Source organism: Streptomyces sp. NPDC005435, from assembly GCF_040703155.1.
GTDB lineage: Bacteria > Actinomycetota > Actinomycetes > Streptomycetales > Streptomycetaceae > Streptomyces.
Genome location: NZ_JBEXEQ010000016.1, coordinates 59,292 through 79,289 on the forward strand (window position 1 = coordinate 59,292; position 19,998 = coordinate 79,289).

The 19,998-nt window shown below is 70.8% G+C and carries 14 protein-coding genes; 6 read left to right on the plus strand and 8 right to left on the minus strand.

What is annotated here, in order from left to right:
- Window positions 1–13: 13 nt before the first annotated feature.
- Window positions 14–3,310, minus strand: a complete 3,297-nt coding sequence (locus AB0898_RS21305) for a TIM-barrel domain-containing protein (protein ID WP_366804515.1) — start codon at window positions 3,308–3,310, stop codon at window positions 14–16.
- A 202-nt stretch (window positions 3,311–3,512) separates the two neighbouring features.
- Entirely contained in the window at window positions 3,513–4,151 is a 639-nt protein-coding gene (locus AB0898_RS21310; protein WP_366804516.1) for a TetR/AcrR family transcriptional regulator, read from the minus strand.
- Between the two features lie 74 nt (window positions 4,152–4,225).
- On the opposite strand from AB0898_RS21310, the gene AB0898_RS21315 reads away from it, so the two are divergent.
- Together AB0898_RS21315 and AB0898_RS21320 are read left to right on the plus strand one after the other, a co-directional pair.
- Window positions 4,226–4,648, plus strand: coding sequence for a hypothetical protein (locus tag AB0898_RS21315; RefSeq protein ID WP_366804517.1), 423 nt, complete (start codon window positions 4,226–4,228; stop codon window positions 4,646–4,648).
- A gap of 70 nt (window positions 4,649–4,718) precedes the next feature.
- On the plus strand, window positions 4,719–5,303 hold the full coding sequence (locus AB0898_RS21320; protein ID WP_366804518.1) for a hypothetical protein: 585 nt from the start codon (window positions 4,719–4,721) through the stop codon (window positions 5,301–5,303).
- Here AB0898_RS21320 and AB0898_RS21325 read toward each other — a convergent pair.
- Window positions 5,252–5,686, minus strand: coding sequence for a hypothetical protein (locus AB0898_RS21325; RefSeq protein WP_366804519.1), 435 nt, complete (start codon window positions 5,684–5,686; stop codon window positions 5,252–5,254). The two genes, AB0898_RS21320 and AB0898_RS21325, sit on opposite strands and share 52 nt — an antisense overlap.
- Window positions 5,687–5,814: 128 nt before the next feature.
- Here AB0898_RS21325 and AB0898_RS21330 point away from each other — a divergent pair, with 128 nt between their 5' ends.
- On the plus strand, window positions 5,815–6,570 hold the full coding sequence (locus tag AB0898_RS21330; RefSeq protein ID WP_366804520.1) for an ASCH domain-containing protein: 756 nt from the start codon (window positions 5,815–5,817) through the stop codon (window positions 6,568–6,570).
- A 347-nt stretch (window positions 6,571–6,917) separates the two neighbouring features.
- Complete coding sequence (locus AB0898_RS21335) at window positions 6,918–8,762, plus strand: glycoside hydrolase family 76 protein (protein ID WP_366804521.1); 1,845 nt, start codon at window positions 6,918–6,920, stop codon at window positions 8,760–8,762.
- Between the two features lie 42 nt (window positions 8,763–8,804).
- On the opposite strand, the gene AB0898_RS21340 is transcribed toward AB0898_RS21335, so the two are convergent.
- The 5 genes from AB0898_RS21340 to AB0898_RS21360 form a co-directional block, all read right to left on the minus strand.
- Window positions 8,805–9,824 carry an ABC transporter permease gene (locus AB0898_RS21340; protein WP_366804522.1) on the minus strand — a complete coding sequence of 340 codons (1,020 nt, stop codon included), beginning with the start codon at window positions 9,822–9,824 and terminating at the stop codon, window positions 8,805–8,807.
- On the minus strand, window positions 9,821–10,786 hold the full coding sequence (locus AB0898_RS21345) for an ABC transporter permease (protein WP_366804523.1): 966 nt from the start codon (window positions 10,784–10,786) through the stop codon (window positions 9,821–9,823). Before AB0898_RS21345 ends, AB0898_RS21340 begins: the two co-directional genes overlap by 4 nt.
- The gene (locus AB0898_RS21350) at window positions 10,779–12,320 is read right to left on the minus strand and encodes a sugar ABC transporter ATP-binding protein (RefSeq protein WP_366804524.1); all 1,542 of its coding nucleotides are present in this window, start codon (window positions 12,318–12,320) and stop codon (window positions 10,779–10,781) included. Before AB0898_RS21350 ends, AB0898_RS21345 begins: the two co-directional genes overlap by 8 nt.
- A gap of 126 nt (window positions 12,321–12,446) precedes the next feature.
- Window positions 12,447–13,529 carry an ABC transporter substrate-binding protein gene (locus AB0898_RS21355; RefSeq protein ID WP_366804525.1) on the minus strand — a complete coding sequence of 361 codons (1,083 nt, stop codon included), beginning with the start codon at window positions 13,527–13,529 and terminating at the stop codon, window positions 12,447–12,449.
- Between the two features lie 159 nt (window positions 13,530–13,688).
- Window positions 13,689–14,726, minus strand: coding sequence for a LacI family DNA-binding transcriptional regulator (locus tag AB0898_RS21360; RefSeq protein WP_366804526.1), 1,038 nt, complete (start codon window positions 14,724–14,726; stop codon window positions 13,689–13,691).
- 218 nt (window positions 14,727–14,944) lie between these two features.
- Between AB0898_RS21360 and AB0898_RS21365 the strand changes: the two genes are divergently transcribed.
- Together AB0898_RS21365 and AB0898_RS21370 are read left to right on the plus strand one after the other, a co-directional pair.
- The gene (locus AB0898_RS21365; protein WP_366804602.1) at window positions 14,945–17,512 is read left to right on the plus strand and encodes a PA14 domain-containing protein; all 2,568 of its coding nucleotides are present in this window, start codon (window positions 14,945–14,947) and stop codon (window positions 17,510–17,512) included.
- A gap of 67 nt (window positions 17,513–17,579) precedes the next feature.
- Window positions 17,580–19,976, plus strand: coding sequence for an RICIN domain-containing protein (locus AB0898_RS21370; RefSeq protein WP_366804527.1), 2,397 nt, complete (start codon window positions 17,580–17,582; stop codon window positions 19,974–19,976).
- Window positions 19,977–19,998 lie beyond the last annotated feature (22 nt).

Here is a 19,998-nt window from a genome sequence, read left to right on the forward strand (position 1 = left end):
CGCCTTGCCTCGGCTACCGGAACTCGACCGTCACCCCCGTACGGACCGAGACCGCCGGCAGGGTGACCCGGAGCGAGCCCGTGTCCGCGTCCCACTTCCACGCCGACCGTGTCAGCTGCTTGCCGCCCACGGTCATCCGCGTCGGCGCGTGGTCCGCGCCCTGGAACGTGACCGTCCAGGAGCGGCGGGAGACCTGGCCGTGGAAGGAGCCCTTGGCCGGGGCGATGCGGAGGGTGTGGCGGCCGGCCTTCTCCGTGTAGTTGATGCGGGTGGTGGCCGCGCGGTGGCGGGAGGGGGTGCTGACGCCGTCGTCCTCGTAGAGGGTGAAGGAGCCCGGTGCGCCGGTGGCGATTGTGACGGCGACCTTGTTCAGGGGGGTGCGGTCGTCGTGGTCCACGTCGGCGGCCCGGGTGGTGACGATGCCGCCCGCGCGGACGAAGACGGGCATGGTGTCGAGGGTGGTCGTCACGTCGTACGTGGCGCCGCCGGTGCCCGCGCTGTAGGTGCGGCCGGTGAAGTAGTCGGTCCACTGGCCGGGCGGGAACCACACCGAGGTGGTGGTGCTGGTGCCGGGGGTGGTGACCGGCGCGACGAGCATGTCCGGGCCGTAGAGGTACTCGCCGCCGCCCGTCTTGCCGTAGGCGTTCTCCTCCTCGGGGTAGTCGAGGTAGAGCGGCCGGACGATCGGGACGCCGGTGGTGTTCGCCTGCTGGGCGAGCGTGTAGGTGTACGGCACGAGGGACTCCCGCAGGTTCAGGAACTTGCTCGCGGAGTCGCGGGCCGCGTCGCCGTACTGCCACGGGAGCCGGTCGCTGTGGTTGCTGTGCAGCCGGTCGACGGGCTGGAAGGTGCCGAACTGCACCCAGCGGGCGTACAGGTCGTCGGGGAGCTTGGTGGTGCGGTGGCTCTGGCCGTCGTCGGTGGTGTAGGTCTCGGCGCCGGGGATGCCGTGGCCGTCGTTGTGGCCGCCGATGTCGTGGCTGACGGCGGCCATGCCGGTGGCGACGGACTCGCCGGGGGTGTAGCCGACCTCGGCGCGCAGGGTGCCCCAGGTGGAGGAGGTGTCGCCGGTGAAGTGCAGCGTGCTGCGCTTGTCGGCCCAGGGGCCGGTGGGCAGACCGACGCCACCGCTGTAGCCGCCGGCCTGGAGGGAGCCGTAGGCCCGGGAGAGCACGAAGCCGCGCTCACTGGTCTCGGCGGTCAGACCGGCGTACTTCTGGTTGATCCAGGCGTCCGGGGTGACCCCGGGCTGCGAGGAACGGGAGGCGTCGCAGCACCAGTCGAGCCACCAGAAGTCGTTCCCGGCCTTGTCGAAGGGCCGGTGCAGATCGAGGTACGCCTTGAGCTGGTCCGGGTCGCCGAAGTCGAACGTACGGCACGCCGAGCCCGCGCTGGACGCGCAACTGCCCTTGGCCAGCTTGTTCTTGGCGGTCGCCATCGCCTGGGCGTACTGCGGGTCGGACTCCAGGATGCTCGGGTGCACGTTGAGCGTGTTGTGCAGTCCCTCGGCGGTCGACCAGTCGAAGAAGCCCTTGGGATCGGGGTACTTGGCCGGGTCGAAGTTCCACCCGCTCCAGGTGTTGGGCGACTTGAAGTCGGTGTCGGTGACCAGCACGTCCAGCGGGACGCCCGCCTTGCGGAACGCGGGCAGGATCGTCTTCTCGTAGTCGTCGGCCGTGCGGTCGATGTACTCCGAGTACCAGACGCCGTACGCCCAGCGGGGCAGCAGCTGCGGCGGCCCGGTCAGGGTGGCGAGGTCGGTGAGGCCCTGCTTGTAGTCGTGCCCGTAGCCGAAGAGGTAGCCGTCCTGGTAGGGACCGGCGCCGTGGGAGGGGCGCGGGACGGCCTTCTCGGTGCGGGTGTCGTACGTCGCGGAGGCGGTGTCGTCGAGCAGATACCAGCCGTCGCGGTGCAACAGCCCCGGCGTGGTGCGGGTGTTGGGGTCGCGGTCGCCGTCGAGTCCGTCGAGGCTGCGCCGGTAGCCGCCGAGGGCGACGTGGGGCTGGGGCGCCGGGTCCGTCCGGGCGGTCACCGCGAGGGTGTCCGCGTTGACGTGACAGCTCGTGGCGTCGGGGCAGTTGAGCGTGACGTCGTTGGTCCCCGCCTTCAACTGCACCGGTACGGAGGCCGACTTCCAGGTGTCCCAGTTGTCGGTGGCCGGGAGGGTGAGGGTGGCGTCGGTGCCGGTTCCGGTGCCGACGCGCACCTCGCGGGCCTGGTGCAGGCCGTCGCCGCCGGTGCCGTTGGCATAGCGCAGGTGCAGGAGGTAGGTGCCATCCGCGGGTACGTCCGTGACGTGGGTGGTGAGCCGGGCGTCCTTGTTCAGCTCGGCGGCGAAACCGTCGCCGGAGTAGCCCTGGTGGTCGGTGGCGAGCACGGCGGACCCGGCGAGCAGAGTGTCCTCGGCCTCGCAGCTCGTACCGAAGTGGCAGCCGGACAAGGCAGTCGAGGCCTTGCCCGGGTAGGCGGCGCCAGAGGTGAGCAGGGCCGCGCTGTCGATGTTGACGGCACCGGAGTCGGCGGCGGCGCGGTGCAGCCGTACGGTGTGGTGGCCCGCGCCGAGGGTGAGCGGGATACGGGCCACGCCCCAGGCGTTCCAGTCGGCGGTCGCGGGGAGGCTGAACGTACGGTCCGCTCCCCCGTCGACGCCGAGGCTGAGGGTGCGGGTCTCGTGGCGGCCGTCGGAACCGGTGCCGTTGGCGTAGCGGACGGCGTAGTCGTAGGTGCCGGACTTCTCCGAACGCACGTCCGTGGTCAGGGAGTTGTTGGTCACCTCGAAGCCCGCGAGGAAGCCCTTGCCGGTGAACCCGGCGTGGTCGGTGGCGAGTCCGGGTCCGTCGTGCGGCTGGTCCTCGGCCTCGCACAGCGCGCCGGCCGCGCAGTCCGGGTGCTGCCAGGGCGCGGCGAGCACCTGGTCCTGGCCCGCCTTCAGCCGCACGGTCAGGTTGTCGGCGGAGAAGGGCCCGGAGCCGACCTCGTAGCGCAGGGTCAGGGCGCTGGTGGTGAGGGTCAGGACACCGTCCTTGACCGACGAGCTGTACGCGGGCGGCGTGAAACCGTCCCGGCCGATCGCGTTGAACGTCGCGCTGTCCTCGAAGCGGTTGTCCCCGGCGTACTCGGTGCGGATCAGGGTCGGGGACAGCACCTGGAATCTGGCGTTCTGGACGGCCACGGTGGCCTTGCGGGCGGGGTGGGACGCCTGACGGGCGGTCGCCGGATCGGCGCAGGTCAGCCCCAGCGCCGCCGTCGCGCAGACGAGGGCGATCCGGGTGAGGCGTCCGCGGGGTGATCGGGACAGGGGTGGTCGCACGGCACGCTCCATGGGGGGGCAACGGCGCTCTCGCGAGCGCGGTGGACGTACGGAGACGACGAGTGCACTGGGCTACCGGTCTGACCGGCCTGGCTACAACGTTGTAAAGCCGGTCCCCAGGCATGAGAACACGGCGCCTCCACGGTGTCCACAGGTGTAACGGGCCTCTTTGGCAACGGGGTTCACGGGCGCGTGCCCTCGCTCACGACGCGTCCTCGTCCTGCGCGTCCTCGTCCTGCGCGACGAGACACAGACCGGATGCCAACGCGCGGGCGGCGTCGGCGAAGTACTGCTCGTCGGCGCCGGGGGCGAGGCCCAGCGGGACGCCCTGGCCGAGGCCGACGAACAGGGCCCTGAGCGCGGTGGTCAGACGTCGCGCCTGACGTGGTGTCACCACGTTTCCGTCGTACGGCCGTCCGGCGAACAACGCGACCAGGTGGCTCTCCTGCGACCGGACGGACGCGGCGAGCCGCTCCCCCAACTCCGGGTCGTGCAGGGCCATGTCCAGCAGCGTGATCTGGAGCGACAGGGCGGAGCGCGCGTCGGGGGCGTCACAGCCACGCCGGCAGTGCCGGGCGAAGGCCTCGACCGCGTCGAGCAGGTCCAGTTCCGCGGGTATCGCCTGCTCGATCTCTTCGTAGTACGGCCGCAGTCGGTCGGTGACGAGGGCGACCACCAGACCGTTCTTGCTCCCGAACAGGGAGTAGACGGCACCGGTCGTCAGGCCGGCACGTTCGGCGATCTCCTCCAGCGTGGCCCGGTAGCCGTCCCGGGACACGACCTGGAAGGCGGCGTCCAGCAGTGCGCGCCGGTTGCGTTCCTTGGCTTCCGCTCTCGTCATTCTCATAGTTTGATTATTACCGTAATCTCTTTACGGAACAGCCCAGTTGACGCGAGCTTCAAGGGGGAACGCTCATGGTCCAGGTCCAGGCGGCGCAGGTGACCCGGCAAACGGTGGGGGCTCTCACCGACGGCGCCTTCAAGGTGCTCCTCGCCGTCGCCTGCTTCACAGCCACCGCCCCGCTCGGCCGGCTGCTCGGCGTCCCCGTCTGGCTGCCGGCCGTCTCCGGCGCGGCTCTGCTGATCGGTGGCGGCGTCGAGATCGGCTGTATCCGCAGCCGGTCGGCGCGCACGTACACGCGGCTCATGGTCGCGTACGACAGCGGCTGGGTGCTGACGGCCGGTCTCGGCCTCCTCATGGCGTGGCGGGGTGGTGACGCCGGGGGTGAGGTGTGGGTCGGCTACCAGGCGGTCGCTCCCCTCGTCTTCGCCGCGCTGCTGGTCGCCTCCGCTCCGGTGAGGACGGGCCAGGACGTCGCGGAGAGCCCCGCCGGCTGACAGCGGCCCTCGTCCCCACCGGTGCCGTCTGCGATCATGCCTCGAAGCGCCGCGACGACAAGGACCAGATGTGCGACACCTATCGGCCGACGACGTCATCTGGGTCCTCGACTGGAACCCCGCCGCACCCGCTCAGCTGACGACTCTGGCGGTGAGCGGCGAGCACGCCGACATGGCGGAGCGGACGGCCGCCTCCGCTCTGGCCGGAACGGCGGGGCTGACCTCGTGGCTGGATCTGCCGGCCTCCCTGCGGCGACAGCTTGTCCGGGCCTGCCGGTCCGTCCCGGCCCTGGGCCTGTACTGCGTGATGGACGAGGAGCCTCCCGCCGTCCCCTGCAGCGGGTTCCTGCGGGACGCGGCCGCCGACACGGTGGAGCGGTTCCGGTTCCGTCCGCACTCCCGGTCCGCGGGCGGCCTTCTCCTCGCGGACCCCCTCGACGAGTTGCGCGACGTACTGAGTTCCCCGCTCGCGGGCATGGAGCTCTGGCCTCACTGCACGCGGAACCTCCCGGGCCTGCGCGAGCTGGTCCGGCTGACCGCCGTGTGCTGCCGGGAGACAGCGTGCACGACGGACCTGCCCGGGGACGAAGACCTCCTGGAGATCTACGACACCTTCGTGGTGGGCGGGCTCGGAGGGGCCGGCTCCTGGTCGTAGGTCCGGCCGTCGGTGGAGTGGACGGGGATCGTGCCGAGGAGTTCCGCGGGCAGCTCGCACGCGTTGTAGAGCTGCCCGTCGCCCCCGAACAGCGTCTCGCTCAGGGCGATTTCGACGCAGGCCGGGGAGAGCCGGTCGAAGAACGGCACCCAGCCGTGCCCGCGTCGAGCGGCACCGGCGGCAGGCCGGGCTCCCGCCGGCTCGTGGAACTCGCGCGGCGCGGCCGGCAGCGGGTGGCCGAGCAGCGCCTCCGCGCGGGCGAGTTCCGCCGGGGGCGTTGCGTCGTCCTCGGTCAGCGGTTCGGTCCAGGCGGCGGCGAAGTCGCGGATGAAGGTCCAGGCCTGGCGCCGGCCGGCGATCCCGCCGTCCAGTGCCTGCGCCACGTCGAAACCCTGTGGAGCCCTCCTGTGCGGCGTGACATGCTCTCGGGCGACTGCTGAAGGAAGAGAAGGTCACACAGGTGTACGTCCCGCCATCCGCACGAGTTCTCGACGATGACGAGCGTGAGCTCGTGGAACTGGCACGCCGGACCATAGACGCGCATACCGACGCCGGGCCCGGCGAAGACGGGGTGCACACGATGGGCGCCGCGGTCATGGCGGCCGACTACCGGATGTTCGCCGGTGTGAACCTCTACCACTTCACCGGCGGCCCCTGCGCCGAACTCGTGGCCCTGGGGGCCGCGCGAGCCCAGGGCGCCCGCCAGATGCGCTGCGTCGTCGCCGTGGGAAACCACGGGCGCGGGGTCGTCGGCCCCTGCGGGCGCGACCGCCAGGTCTTCCTGGACCACTACCCCGCCATGCGCGTCATCGTGCCCACCCCCGCGGGGCTCAGGTCCGTGCTCGCCGCCGATCTGATGCCGCTGGCTCAGCAATGGACCCCGGAAGCGGGCATGACCGGTCTCGACCCGTCGCTCTACCAGGACCCCGAGACGGCCGGTCCCCCGATCATCCGGTTCCACCCCCGCTACCTCGAAGTCGTCCGCTCCGGCGCCAAGACCAAGACGACCCGCTTCCGGGACCCGGCGCAACTCGGCCCGGCACGGCTGGTGTTCGAGAGCGACCCCGAAGTCGTCCTGCCGGCAGAGGTCACCGGCATCAGGCACTGCGTGGCCGACGACCTCACCGACGAGGACGCCCAGGCCGAGGGACTCACGACCGCAGCCGAACTCCGCGACGTCCTCAAGGGCCACTACCCGGACCTGACGGGCACCGCCGAAGTCGAGGTCGTCACCTTCCAGATCAACGACAGGACGGGCGTCGCCTGAACCGCGGGTGCGCGAGCGGCAGTTGAGCCGCAAGGAACAAGGTCCACCGCCCCGGGCGTCAGCCCGCTCGCGCTGACGTCGTCGATGCGCGTGCACGGCGTCGGCCGAAGGAGCCGTTCGGTGTGCACGCGGCCGCAGCGCACCGTGTCCGCGCCGGAGGCCTGCCGGTGCCGCGTCCGGCTGGGACCCAGCGGCGCGTTCCGGCCGAGTCCGTCCCCGGGCTGGACAGGTCCTCCCCACGGTGCTGTCGTGCACATGACCGGAGTGGTTCAACGTTGGAAAGTTGCCGATCACGTGAACCACGCGGCCCCACCCGACGAACGGACGACCGACAGGACGGACCCGCCATGCCGATCCGCAGACATCGCCTCCTCGGTGGACTCCTCGCACCGGCCCTCGCGTTGGGCGGCCTCCTCGCCCTGCCCACCCCCTCCGTCGCGGCGACGGCGGTGTGCGCGCTCGCCTGTGACACGCTCGATCCGTCGAAGGCGCGGCAGGAGAGCTTCCCGGTGGGCGACCGGAACATCAACGGACGGGTGCTGCGGCTGCACGTGTCCGAGGCGGACGACATGGCGTGGGCCAGTATCGACCAGGGCACCCAGGGGAATTCCGTCTGGCTGGACCGGAGTTGGGACCGAGGCGCCACCTGGGACGGACTGCTCGGCAAGGCGGGCATCCCGAGCACGTGGACCGGTACGCGAACGCTGATGTACAACGTCACCGACCCGGTGGCCCACCGGCGCGGCTGGATCCGGGCATGTGGGGATGCCGGGGCGGTGACCTGCACGGACTGGTTCCGGCCGCAGGTGTGCGACGGCTCGGCCTGTGACGGCGCCGATCCGGCGACGGCGGCGGGCGACACCCGTCCCGTGCCCGCGACCACGCTGTACGGCCGCACCATCAGCCTCCACATGGACCAGGCCAACGGCACCGCCTGGGGTGTGGTCGAGAACGGCGGCACCGGGGACGAGATCTGGCTCGACCGCTCCTGGGACGAGGGCGGCAGCTGGCCGGAGGGATCGTCGCTGGGCCGTATCTCCGTTGCTTCCGGGGCGAGTTCGGCGCGGACCAAGATGTTCGCGACGCGCGATCCGCGCGGCCTGCTCTACGGCGGCGCCGTGCGGGCCTGTGGCCGGGAGGCGTCGCACCAGGACGGCAGCTGCACGGCGTGGGCGCGGCCGGTGCCGACCCGGGCACGTGCGGCGGCGGACGCGCTCGTGGCGTCGTACCAGGTCAACGAGGGCTGGTGGCGGAGCAGTTGGTGGAACTCGGCGGTGGCCCTCACCTCGCTGATCGACTTCGCGCGCACCAGCGGGCGGCACGACTACGACTGGGTGATCTCCCGGACCTTCGAGCAGAACAACGGCGTCTTCCCGGCGGGCGGCCGCAGTTCGGACCCGATCGAGGGGCACTTCATCAGCCGTGCCATCGACGACGCGGCGTGGTGGGCGGTGGCGTGGGTGGACGCGTACGACTACACGCACGACAAGCGCTATCTGGACGAGGCGGTCACCATCACGAACTACGTGCAGCAGTACTGGGACACGGGCACCTGCGGCGGCGGGGTGTGGTGGAACCGGGAGCGCACGTACAAGAACGCGGTGACCAACGGGCTCTACCTGTGGCTGGTGACCGCGCTGCATCAGCGGGTGTCCGGCGACACGACGTGGGGCGCGCGGGCGACGACGGCGGCGGACTGGTTCCTCAACAGCGGGATGATCAACTCCTCGGGGCTGATCAACGACGGGCTGAACTCGTCCTGCGCCAACAACGGCCAGACGGTGTGGAGTTACAACCAGGGGCTGGCGATCGGCGCGTTCACCGAGCTGTGGCGTTCGACCGGGCAGAGCCGCTACCTCGACACCGCCCGGCGGCTCGCGGACGCGGGGACGACCTCCTCGCAGCTGACGCGCGACGGTGTGCTGACCGAGTCCTGTGACCTCGGGTCCGCTTCGTGCGACGACAACCAGAAGCAGTTCAAGGGCGTGTTCGTACGGCATCTCGCCGACCTCGCGGACGCCACCGGGTCGTCGGCCTACCGTACGTATCTCACCCGGCAGGCCGACTCGGTCTGGGGCTCCGACCGCGACGCGCTGAACCGGCTGGGCGCGCGCTGGGCGGGTTCGGCGCCCAACCCGGTGGACTGGCGCACCCAGGCGAGCGCGCTGGAGGCGCTGACGGCGGCGGGGTGAACCCACCGCCATGACCGCCGTGAGCGCCGTGAGGCGCCGTACTCACCCCACCCGCCGCCTCCTCGCCAGCCACGTCTGGGCGATGACGACCAGGACGAGGAACGCCCCGCTGGCGACCTGCTGGTAGGCCGAGTCCAGGGAGCCGATCTGGTTGATGACGTTCTGGATGACCTTGAGCAGGAGGACGCCGACGAGGGAGCCGCTGACGTAACCGAGGCCGCCGGTGAGGAGGGTGCCGCCGATGACGACGGCGGCGATGGCGTCGAGCTCCATGCCGTAGCCGAGGATGGTGACGCCGGAGGCGAGGTAGGCGGCGCTCAGCGCGCCGGCGAGGCCCGCGAGGAGGCCGGAGAGGGTGTAGACGGCGATCTTGGTGCGGGCGACGGGGGCGCCCATGAGGGCGGCTGCCTGTTCGTTGCCGCCGATGGCGTAGACCCGCTGTCCGAAGGCGGTGCGGCGCAGCAGGACGGCGCCCGCCAGATAGAGAACGGCCGTGATCCATACGGGTGTTGCCACGCCGAGCAGCTTGCTCTGGCCGAGGGTGGCGAAGAAGGAGCCCTTGGCGACGAGGTAGGTGTCGGCACCCTCGTCGGTGATGGCGAGCATGATGCCCCGGGCGGCGAGCATCGAGGCGAGGGTGACGATGAACGGCGCGAGTCCGGTGCGGGCCACGAGGAGGCCGTTGACCAGGCCTATCACCGCGCACACCGTGAGGGGCAGCAACAGGGCGACGACCGTGCCGTACTGCGATCCCCAGGCGGCCAGCACCCCGCCGAGGACGAAGACGGAGCCGACCGAGAGGTCGATGCCGCCGCTGACGATGACGAAGGTCATGCCGAGCGCGACGGTGGCGAGGAAGGCGGAGTTGACCGCGATGTTGCCGAGGTTGTCGCCGGTGGCGAAGGAGTCGAAGGAGAGGGAGGCGACGGCGGCGAGGACGACGAGGGCCACCAGGGCGCCGTGCCGCTGGGCGAGCTCGGCGATACGGTCGCCGCGCCGGGCGGCGTCCTCGGGGGGTGCCGCCTGTGGGGCGGTCGTGGGGTGTTCCTTGGTGCTGGTCACCGCTTGCCCCTCTCCCGTGCCGCGTACACCGCGAGCACGATGACCAGTGCCTGGGCGATCTGCGTCCAGGACGTGGGCAGATCGTGTTTGATGAGCGTGGCCGTCAGGAGCTGGATGAGGACGGCTCCGGCCACCGTGCCGCCGATCCTGACGCGGCCGCCGGTGAGCGGGGTGCCGCCGACCACGACGGCGGTGATGGCGGACAGTTCCATGAGGTTGCCGAGCGAGCTGGGGTCGCTGGCCTGGAGGCGGGCCGTGGCGAGGAACCCGGCGACGGCCGCGAGGACGCCCGAGCAGACGTAGACGGCGATCAGCACGCCGCGCACCGGAAGCCCGGCGAGCTGGGCGGCGGGCCGGCTGTCGCCGACGGCGAGGAGGCGGCGCCCGAAGGTGGTCCGGCGTACGACGAAGCCGACGATCACCGCCAGCACCGCCGCGACGATCGCCAGGTACGGGATGCCCAGGACGCTGCCCGCGCCGAGCGAGGCCATCGTGGGGTCGCGCACGTCCTTGAGCTGGGGCAGCAGGACCAGGGCGATGCCGCGCCCACCGACCATGAGCGCGAGGGTGGCGACGATGGGCTGCACGCCGACGTACGCGATGAGGGAACCGTTGGCGAGTCCGACGACCGCGCCGGCGACCATGGCGATGAGCAGCGCGAGCCAGGGGCCGTAGCCGAGATAGAGCGAGGTCACGGAGGTGGCCAGCGCCATCACCGCGCCCACCGACAGGTCGATGCCCTCGGTGCCGATGGCCAGCGCCATGCCGAGCGCGACGATCAGGACCGGGGCGACCTGGACGGCCTGGGTGCGGAAGTTCTCGCCGGAGACGAAGTGGTCGGTGAAGAGCACGTTGAACAGCAGCAGGACGGCGAGGCCGAGATAGACGCCGTAGTTCTGCAGCCAGGCGACCACTGCGGCCCGGTCGGGGAAAGCCCTTCTGTCGAGGGAGAGTTCAGTCATGGCGGGGCTCCTCCTCGGCCGCCTCGGCGATGGCCCGCATCAACTGGTCCTCGCTCACGTCGTCGCCGGTCAGCTCGCCGACGACGGCGCCGTCCCGGAGGACGACCACCCGGTCGGAGCCCTCGACCAGCTCCTCCACGTCGGAGGAGATCAGCAGGACGCCGAGGCCGTCCTCGGCCAGTTCGTCGATGAGTTTCTGCACCTCGGCCTTGGCGCCGACGTCGATGCCCCGGGTGGGTTCGTCCAGGAGCAGCACCTTGGGCTGCATGGCGAGCCAGCGGGCGAGGAGGACCTTCTGCTGGTTGCCGCCGGAGAGTTCGCCGACCTTCTGGTCGGGGCTGGCGGCCTTGATCCGCAGGCGTTTCATGAAGGTGTCGACCACGCGGTCCACGCTCGCCTCGGAGACCAGGCCGAAGCGGGACATGCGGGGCAGCGCGGCCAGGGCGATGTTCTCCCGGACGGAGAGGCCGGGCACGATGCCCTCGGTCTTGCGGTCCTCGGGCAGCAGGCTGATGCCGGCGCGGATCGCGGCGGGGGTGGAGCCGGTGCGCACGGGCCGCCCGGCCACGGTGACCCGGCCGCCGGCGAGCGCGAGGGCGCCCGCGATGGCCTTGGCGGTCTCGGTACGCCCCGAGCCGAGCAGCCCGCCGAGTCCGACGACCTCGCCGGGGCGGATGTCCAGGGAGACGTCGTGCAGCAGGTGCCGTTTGCTCAGCTTCTCCGCCCTGAGCACCGGTTCGGTCCCCGCGTCGTGGCTTCCGGCGAACTTGGTGACGCCCTCCGCGCTGACCTCGCTCGTCTCCCGGCCGAGCATGAGGGAGACGAGCTGGAGGCGGCCGGTCTCGGCGAGCGGTCCCGTGTGCACCAGCCTGCCGTCGCGCAGCACGGTGACCGTGTCGCAGACGGCGTACAGCTCGTCCATGCGGTGGCTGACGTAGAGCACGGCGATGCCCTGGGCGCGCAGCCGCCGGATGACGCCGAACAGCGTTTCCACCTCGCGGGGTTCGAGCGAGGAGGTGGGCTCGTCCATGACGACCACGCGGGCGTCGACGGAGACGGCACGGGCGAGCGCGACCATCTGCTGGGCGCCGACGCCGAGTTCGCGCAAGGGGCGGCGGACGTCGACGTGGACGCCGTACTCGGCCATCGTCTCCGCCGCCTCGCGGTGCATCCGGGCGAAGTCGATCAGGCCGAGCCGGGTGCGCGGTTCGCGGCCGAGACAGAGGTTGCGGGCCACGCTCATCAGGGGGATGAGGTTGACCTCCTGGTAGATCGTGGATATCCCGGCGTGCTGCGCGGCGAGCGGGGTGGAGAAGGCGGCCGGCTCGCCGCGGTAGCGCAGTTCGCCCTCGTCGGGGCGGTAGACGCCGGTGAGGACCTTGATCAGGGTGGATTTGCCCGCGCCGTTCTCGCCGACCAGGGCGTGCGCCTCACCGGCCCGGAGCGTGAACGTCACCCCGTCCAGGGCCAGTACACCGGGGAAGCGCTTGGTCAGGTCGCGTACGGCGAGTACTTCGTCGGGAGGTGCGGTCACGGCTGCTCTCCATGGGGGTCATGGGCGACGTGCCCGCTCGGGGCGCCGGGAGCGGTCGTTCCCCCGGCGCCTCACGATGACGAGCCGTCACGAGGCCCTGGCGGGCCTCAAGTTGCCTGGTCGGGCTCAGAACGCCTTGTCGAGGTCGGCCTTGGCGTTGGCGCTCGTGTACTGGCTGTCCTTGATGACGATGTCCTCGCCGACCGGCTTGCCCTGGGTGAAGTCGTCGAGCGTCGAGAAGGCGAGCGGCCCGAAGCGCGGGTTGGACTCGATGACGGCGCTGATCCAGCCGTCCGCGATGCCCTGGACGGCGTTGCGGGTGCCGTCGATGGTCACGATCTTCACCGCGCCGGGCTTCTTGCCCGCGCCCTTGAGGGCGTTGACGGCGCCGAGGCCCATCTCGTCGTTCTCGGCGTAGATCGCCTTGATGCCGGGCTTGGACTGGATGAGCTGCTCGGTGACCGACTGGCCCTTCTCGCGGGTGAACTCGCCGGTCTGCTTGAAGACGACCTTGAGTCCGGGGGCCTTGGCCTTGATCTGCTCCTCGAAGCCCTTGGTGCGCTCGGTGGTGACGTTGTTGCCCGCCGCGCCGAGCAGGATCGCGATCTCGCCCTTGCCGCCGGTGGCCGCGATGAGCTGGTCGGCGGCGCGCCGGCCCTGCTGGACGAAGTCGGAGCCGATGAAGCTCACGTAGTCCTTGCAGGGGGCGGCGTTGATCTGGCGGTCGATGGTGATGATCGGGATCTTCTTGGCGTGGGCGGACTGGAGGACCGGGTCCCAGCCGTCGGAGTTGAGCGGGGCGATGACGAGGAGCTTGGCGCCCTTGGCGATGAGGTCCTGCACATCGCTGATCTGCTTGGAGAACTGGGACTGGGCGTTGGCGGTGAGCAGCTTGACGCCGCGCTTCTTGGCCTCGGCCTTGATGGAGGCGGTCTCCGCGATGCGGAAGGGGTTCGCCTCCTTCTCCGACTGCGAGAAGCCGACGACCGTCTTGGACAGGTCGAGCTTGTCGGCGCCGTAGTCGCCGATGGCGCAGGTCTTGCCGCCGCCGCTCTCGGCGACCTGCTTCCCGGCGTCGTCGTTCACGGCGGTGCTGCCCGAAGAGGCTTTGTCGTCCTCGGACTTGGTGCAGGCGGCGACGAGCGCCAGGCTGGCGGTGAGACCCACGGCGAGGATGGTTCTGGTGGTGCTGCGGGAGTGCGGCTTCATGCGGATTACCCCACTTCGGGACTGCGGAAGGCCGGTCCGGCGGTGACCAGATCAGGATGCTTTTTACATCGTTGCAAGGGCCGTGTAAACACCTCGGACAGCACGTCATCCAACCGCAATCCGGGCCAACTCACCCTCGCTGTACGGTATTTGTGCTGGTCAGCTCGTGCGGACGCGCCGTCCGAGGGTGCTCTCCCGCTCCACGAGCGTGAAGCCGGGCTGGAGTTGGCGGGCGACGCGGGGCGCCTCGTGGTTCTGCTCGCCCTTGAGCCGTCCGACGACGGATTCCACGGCGAGGCGCGCGATGGCCACCTTGTCCGGGGAGACGGTGGTGAGCGTGACGGCGCCGTAGCGCGACTCGGTGATGTCGTCGAAGCCGACCACGGCCACGTCCTCGGGGATGCGCAGGCCACGTTCGAAGAGCACGCGCATGGCACCGAGGGCGATCAGGTCGTTGTAGGCGAACACGCCGTCCGGCTGCTCCCCGGCGTCGAGCAGCGCGGCCATGGCCCGGGCGCCGTCCTCGTGGCCCCAGCCCCGGGTGGTGGCGACCAGGCGTTCGTCGGCGACGAGTCCGGAGGCGGCCAGTTCCGCCTGCCAGCCGATGAACCGCAGGTGGGCGGGCTGATGGAGGCGGTCCTGGCGGGCGCCGAGGAAGGCGATGCGGCGCCGTCCGAGGGAGAGGAGATGGCGCACGGCGGCGCGGGCGGCGGCGATGTTGTCGATGACGATGTGGTCGTAGGGCAGGTCGTAGCGGCGCTCGCCGAGCAGGACGAGGGGCGCGTCGTCGCGGCGGGCGGCGAGGTCCTCGGTCTCCAGCTCCAGCGGGCTGAGGATCAGCCCGTCCATGACCCGGGCGCGGAAGCCCTGGCAGACCAGGATCTCCTGTTCGCGCAGTCCCTGGGTGTGGTCGAGCAGCACGGTGTACTCGTGCTGGGCGGCGGCGTCGATGACGGCGCCGGCCAGTTCGGCGAAGTAGGAGTTGCCGAGTTCGGGCACGGCCAGGCCGATGATTCCGGTGCGTCCTTTGCGCAGGTGACGAGCGGTCAGATTCGGCCGGTAGCCGAGTTCGTCGATGGCCTGCTGGACCCGGGCCCGCATGGCCGGTGTGACGTGCGGATAGTCGTTGACCACATTGGAGACGGTCTTCACGGAGACCCCCGCACGTTCGGCCACGTCCTTCAGGCTCACGCGCATCTGCTGTCCTCCCACGCCTCGTGTCAGACACCTGGACAGAGCGCAGGAGGCGTGTTCTCATGCCAACTGCCCTTGTTTCCAACGTTATACAAGATGTTCCGAAGCACGGGCAGAGCACGCACCCGCAACTCCGTTTCCCACCGGAGGTACACGTGCATCCCACCTTCCCCCGCCGCAGACTGCGTGCCGGCCGCTGGCTGGCCTCCGCGTTCACCGCGATGGCGCTGGTGCTGGCCGGTGCGGTCGGCTCCAAGGCCGCGCCCGCCGAGTCCCGGGCGTCCGAAGCACCCGTCGCCCACGGGCTCAAGGGCGAGTACTACACCCAGTCCGCCCCCGGTGCCTTCGACTTCGCCACCCTGAAGGCGACGTCCTTCGACCCGAGTCTCGACTTCCCCGACCTCGAACCCCGTCTGAAGGCCCGCACCGGCCGGCAGGACGACGTGAGTGTGCGCTGGACCGGCAAGCTCACGCCGACCGCGAGCGGCGCCCATGTCTTCTCGATCACCGGGGACAACGGTTTCCGGCTCTGGATCGACGGCAAGTCCGTCATCGACCACTGGGTCGACGACTGGGACAAGGAGCAGACCTCGGCTCCCGTCACCCTGGAGGCGGGCCACGCCTACGACTTCAAGGTCGAGTACTTCGAGCACTACGGCGGCTCGAACCTGCATGTGCGCTGGACGCCGCCCGGCGGCGGCAAGCAGGCGATCCCGCAGTCGGCGTTCACGCTGCCCGACGGTTTCACCTACAACGGCCCCGCGAGCGCGGCCATCCAGCCCGACGGCAAGACCCTCGTGCTGGACTTCGACCGTCCGCTCGCCGCTCCCCCGGCCGGCTTCGACGGTCACCTCGACATCGATGTCGGCGGCTCGGCCTGGCCGCGCGGCACCGCCCACCTGGACGCCTCCGACCCGGCCAAGCTGGTCGTCCCGCTCACCGAGCCGGTCGTCGGCGGTCACGGCGGTTACGCGGACCTGCGCTACGACGGCAAGGGCGGCCTGACCGAGGCCGACGGCACCGCCGTCAGCGACTTCTGGAGCACCGGCACCAACGGCTCGACGTACCAGCTGCGCACCAAGTGGGCGGACAAGGTGAGCGCGAAGAACGCCCACCCGGAGTACCCGCGCCCGCAGTTGACGCGCGACGCGTGGAAGAACCTCAACGGCACCTGGGAGTTCGCCGGGGCCAAGGCGGGCGAGCAGCCGCCCACGGGCAAGAAGCTGGCCGAGAAGATCCTCGTCCCCTACCCGGTGGAGTCCCAGCTCTCCGGGATCGAGCGGCACGAGGACCGCATGTGGTATAAGCGGAGCTTCACCGTGCCGTCCGACTGGCGCGCGCACCAGCAGCGGCTCCAGCTGAACTTCGACGCCGTGGACTGGCAGGCCGTGGTGTACGTCAACGGCCGCAAGGTCGGTGAACACAAGGGCGGTTACGACCGGTTCAGCGTGGACGTGACGGACGCGCTGAAGAAGTCCGGGCCGCAGGAGCTGATCGTCGGCGTCTACGACCCGACCGACTCGGCAAGCGGTGAGAACCCGCCGGTCGGCAAGCAGCGCCTCGACCCCAGCGGCATCTGGTACACGCCGAGTTCGGGCATCTGGCAGACGGTGTGGCTGGAGCCGGTCGCCCGCGACCACGCCGCCGATGTGAAGACCACCCCGGACCTCGCGAAGCGTTCGGTCGCGGTGGACGTGCGCGGGGTGCGTGACGGCGTGCCGGTCACGGCCGTCGCCTACGACGGCCGCCGCGAGGTCGGCCGCGTCCACGGCACCACCGGTACGGCCCTGAAGGTGCCGGTGCCGCATCCGCACGCCTGGACGCCGGACGACCCGCACCTGTACAAGCTCAAGGTCACGGTGGGCAGGGGCAGTTCCGCCGACCGGGTGGGCAGCTACTTCGGTATGCGCTCCATCGAGGTCAAGACGGTGAACGGCAAGCAGCGCACCCTGCTCAACGGCAAGCCGGTCTACCTGATGGCCACCCTCGACCAGGGCTTCTGGCCCGACGGTCTCTACACGGCCCCGACCGACGACGCCCTCGCCTACGACCTCAAGGTGCACAAGCAGCTGGGCTACAACTCGGTGCGCAAGCACATCAAGGTCGAGCCCGACCGCTGGTTCTACTGGGCGGACAAGCTGGGTCTGCTGGTCTGGCAGGACATGCCGGCGATGAACACGGTCAACCCGTCGGCGGCCGCGCGCACGGAGTACGAGCACGAGCTCAAGCAGATGATCCGGCAGCACGACAGCCACCCCTCGGTCATCATGTGGGTCACCTTCAACGAGGGCTGGGGCCAGTACGACCAGGCCCGGATCGCGGACTACGCCAAGTCCCTCGACCCGACGCGGCTGGTCAACAACATGAGCGGCCTCAACTGCTGCGGCGCGGTGGACGGCGGCAACGGCGACATCGCCGACGCCCACGGCTATCCGAGCCCGCAACTGCCCGCGGCCGACGGCAAACGGGCCCTGGTCAGCGGTGAGTACGGCGGCCTCGGCCTGGGTGTCCCCGGGCACGCCTTCCCGGTCCAGATGACCTATGTGGGCGTCACCCCGGAGACCTACACCGATGTGTACCTCGACCGGCTGAAGGAGGTCGGGCAGCTCGCGGCCTGCAAGGGCGGCAACGGCGCCGTGTACACCCAGATCACGGACGTCGAGGGCGAGTTGAACGGGCTGATGACCTACGACCGCAAGGTCCTCAAGCCCGACGCGAAGCGGCTCCACGCCGCGCACGAGGCGCTGATCAAGGGCGCCGAGAACGGCACGCTCACCTGCACCTCCTGACCGCACGGCCCGCCTCGCCTCCCCGGGGCGGGCCGCGCACTCTTCCCCCACTCCTCAGGAGCGCCGTATGCCCCTCCACCGACGTCATTTCCTCACCGGCGGCGCCCTGGCGCTGAGTTCGGCCGCGCTGTCCGTCCGGCTGGCTCCCCCTGCCGCCGCCGCGGGCCGCACCCCCCGCGCGCTCGCGCCCGCGGCCTTCACCCGGCTGCGCCCCGGCAGCATCACGGCACGCGGCTGGCTCGCGGGCCAACTCCGGCTGCTGCGCGACGGGTTGTTCGGCCGGTATGAACAGCGCTCGCACTTCCTCGACTTCGCCTCCACCGGCTGGGTGCACCCGGAGAACCCCGGCTGGGAGGAACTGCCGTACTGGCTACGGGGTTACGTCCCGCTCGCCATCGCCACCCGCGACGACCACGCGCTGGCGAACTCCCGGCGCTGGATCGACGCCATCCTGGCCACGCAGCAGGCGGACGGCTTCTTCGGCCCCCGCGCCCTGCGCACCTCGCTGGACGGCGGCCCCGACTTCTGGCCGTTCCTGCCGCTGCTGATGGCGCTGCGCACCTGGGAGGAGTACAGCGGCGACACGCGGATCGTGCCCTTCCTGACCCGCTTCCTGACCTTCATGAACGCGCAGGGCAAGGGCGCGTTCGACCACAGCTGGGTCTCCTACCGCTGGGGCGACGGCCTGGACATCGCCCTGTGGCTGTACGACCGCACCGGCGACGCCTTCCTGCTCGGCCTGGCCGACAAGATGCACGGCTACGGCGCCTCCTGGACCGGCGCGCTGCCCACCCCGCACAACGTCAACATCGCGCAGGGCTTCCGTGAGGGCGCCCAGTACGCCCGCCGCTCCGGCTCGGCCTCCGACACCCGTGCCGCCTACCAGGTCTACGACCAAGTGATGGGCTCCTACGGGCAGTTCCCCGGCGGCGGCTTCGCGGGCGACGAGAACATCCGCCCCGGCTTCGGTGATCCCCGGCAGGGCTTCGAGACCTGCGGCATCGTGGAGTTCATGGCCAGCCACGAGCTGCTGACCCGGATCACGGGCGACGCGGTGTGGGCCGACCGCTGCGAGGAACTGGCCTTCAACCTGCTGCCCGCGGCCCTCGACCCCGCCGGCCGGGCGGTGCACTACATCACCAGCGCGAACGGCATCGACCTCGACAACAGGACGAAGACGCAAGGCCAGTTCCAGAACGGCTTCGCCATGCAGTCCTTCCAGCCCGGTGTCGACCAGTACCGCTGCTGCCCCCACAACTACGGCATGGGATGGCCGTACTTCAGCGAGGAGCTGTGGCTCGCGGCGCCCGGCGGCGGACTGGCCGCCGCCCTCTACTCGCCCTGCACGGTGCGCGCGACGGTGGCGGGCGGCACCGAGGTCACGGTCACCGAGGACACCGACTACCCCTTCGGGGACACCGTCCGCCTCACGCTCTCGACTCCGCGCCGCGTGCGCTTCCCGCTCCACCTGCGCGTGCCGGGCTGGTGCTCCGATCCTCAACTCACCGTGAACGGAAAGGCGTTCGCGGCGACACCGGGGCCCGCCTTCACCGTGGTGGACCGGTTGTGGTCGGACGGCGACACGGTGACGCTGAAGCTCCCCCAGCGCACGGTGCTGCACACCTGGAGTGCGGGGCAGGACGCGGTGAGCGTCCGGCGCGGCCCGCTCACGTACGCCCTGCGGATCGGCGAGGACTATGTGCGCTACGCGGGCGACGACGCCTTCCCCGAGTACGAGGTGCACGCCACCACGCCCTGGAACTACGGCCTGGTCCCGGACAGCACCCCGGAGTTCACGCGCGGCGCGGGTCCGGTCGCGGCCAACCCCTTCACCCAGGACGGCACACCCGTGCGCATGACGGCGCGGGCCCGCCGTATCCCCGAGTGGGTCGCGGACGACGAGCACGTGGTCGCCCCGCTGCAACGGAGCCCGGCCCGCTCCGGCTCCCCCGTGGAGAGCGTCACGCTCATCCCCATGGGCGCGGCCCGGCTCCGTATCACCAGCTTCCCGGCCGCCACGCCGGACGGCCGCCCCTGGACGCCGGAACCGCCCTTCCGGCGCGTCCAGAACAAGCACAGCGGCAAGGTGCTCGCCGTGGACAACATGTCCACCGCCAACAGCGCGCGGGTGGTGCAGTACGACAACACGCCCACCGGTGATCACGCCTGGCAGCTGGTCGACCGGGGCGACGGCTGGTTCCTCGTCCGCAACGGGCACAGCGGCAAGGTGCTGGGCGTGGACGGCATGTCCACGGCCGACAGCGCGATCGTCGTCCAGTACGAGGACAACGGCACCGACGACCATCTGTGGCGCCGGGTGGACAAGGACGACGGCTGGTTCCTGCTGCTGAACAGGCACAGCGGGAAGGTGCTCGGCGTGTCGGGGATGTCCACCGCGAACAGCGCACAGGTGGTTCAGTTCGCGGACAACGGCACGGACGACCATCTGTGGCGGTTGCTGTAGCCGGGTGCCGTACGTCCGCCCG

What these genes read in the sequence shown, in the direction of transcription:
- AB0898_RS21315 (WP_366804517.1), top strand. Translation starts at nt 4,226, where the DNA reads ATGGTCCAGGTCCAGGCGGCGCAGGTGACCCGGCAAACGGTGGGGGCT.
- AB0898_RS21310 (WP_366804516.1), bottom strand. Translation starts at nt 4,151, where the DNA reads ATGACGAGAGCGGAAGCCAAGGAACGCAACCGGCGCGCACTGCTGGAC.
- AB0898_RS21355 (WP_366804525.1), bottom strand. Translation starts at nt 13,529, where the DNA reads ATGAAGCCGCACTCCCGCAGCACCACCAGAACCATCCTCGCCGTGGGT.
- AB0898_RS21335 (WP_366804521.1), top strand. Translation starts at nt 6,918, where the DNA reads ATGCCGATCCGCAGACATCGCCTCCTCGGTGGACTCCTCGCACCGGCC.
- AB0898_RS21365 (WP_366804602.1), top strand. Translation starts at nt 14,945, where the DNA reads ATGGCGCTGGTGCTGGCCGGTGCGGTCGGCTCCAAGGCCGCGCCCGCC.
- AB0898_RS21370 (WP_366804527.1), top strand. Translation starts at nt 17,580, where the DNA reads ATGCCCCTCCACCGACGTCATTTCCTCACCGGCGGCGCCCTGGCGCTG.
- AB0898_RS21345 (WP_366804523.1), bottom strand. Translation starts at nt 10,786, where the DNA reads ATGACTGAACTCTCCCTCGACAGAAGGGCTTTCCCCGACCGGGCCGCA.
- AB0898_RS21360 (WP_366804526.1), bottom strand. Translation starts at nt 14,726, where the DNA reads ATGCGCGTGAGCCTGAAGGACGTGGCCGAACGTGCGGGGGTCTCCGTG.